The 827-nt window shown below is 60.9% G+C and carries 1 protein-coding gene; it reads right to left on the bottom strand.

Going from position 1 to position 827, the window contains the following annotated elements:
• Positions 1-827 (bottom strand): type VI secretion system Vgr family protein (locus tag P0D96_RS48190; protein ID WP_408321404.1); only part of this gene is annotated, 827 nt, incomplete at both ends.

The raw sequence follows: 827 nt of genomic DNA, 5'->3' as shown, positions 1-827 counted from the left end.
ACCGGTTGACCATCCGGTCGGCAATATAGGGCTTGTCGGGGTCGCCTTCGTGGTAGTTGATCGTCACTTCCTGGCCGATACGGGGCACGTAGATCGAGCCGAACGAATTGCCCTGCCACGGCGAGGACACGCGCACCCAGCAGCTCGCATTCTCGTCCTTCGGCCTGTCCACGTCCCACAGGTAGCAGATCTTGACCCGGCCGTACGCATCGACCCAGGTCGTCTGGTCCTTGGGACCGACCACCACGGCTGTCTCGGCGTAACAGCGGGGCTTCTTCTTCGGCCTGTTCCTGAAGAACCGGTTCGGCGACTGCAGCACGAAGTCAGTCACGCACCGGAACTGGCCCGCGCCTGGTGTCTTGCCCGATATCGTCGTCTCGCTCACGTTGCGGATATCGAGTGTGGTCGACAGCACCAGATACTCGGCATTGACATCTGACTCCGGGTGATCCGTGAGAAAGAATGTCCTGCCGGTCTTCAGGCCGAGCAGGTTGCCCTGGCCCCTGAGACGTTCGTTGCGCGAGAAAAGCGCATGGGCGCGCACACCCGCAAGATAGTGTGCTTCCTCCAGATAGTTGTTCGGCTGGCCCGACAGACCCGTTGCGCCAGCAAGGGGCTGCGAGTAATCGCCCCAGTGACGCTCTTCGGCCTTGTGCAGTTCCCCGAACGCATCATGTTCCTCGACGAACTTCTGCGCTCCACGCGTATAGTCGTAATCGACTACGGTCACTCTGGCAGCCGTGACCCTGCGCGACGCCTTCAGTCTGTAGATGGTTTCCTCATCGATGCGCCCACCCTCGCGCTCGTGATAGCGGATCGAGTCATAA

This window comes from Paraburkholderia sp. RL17-347-BIC-D (assembly GCF_046027915.1).
GTDB lineage: Bacteria > Pseudomonadota > Gammaproteobacteria > Burkholderiales > Burkholderiaceae > Paraburkholderia.
The sequence above is the reverse complement of the archived record's forward strand: the minus strand, read 5'-3'. Positions and strand labels throughout refer to the sequence as shown.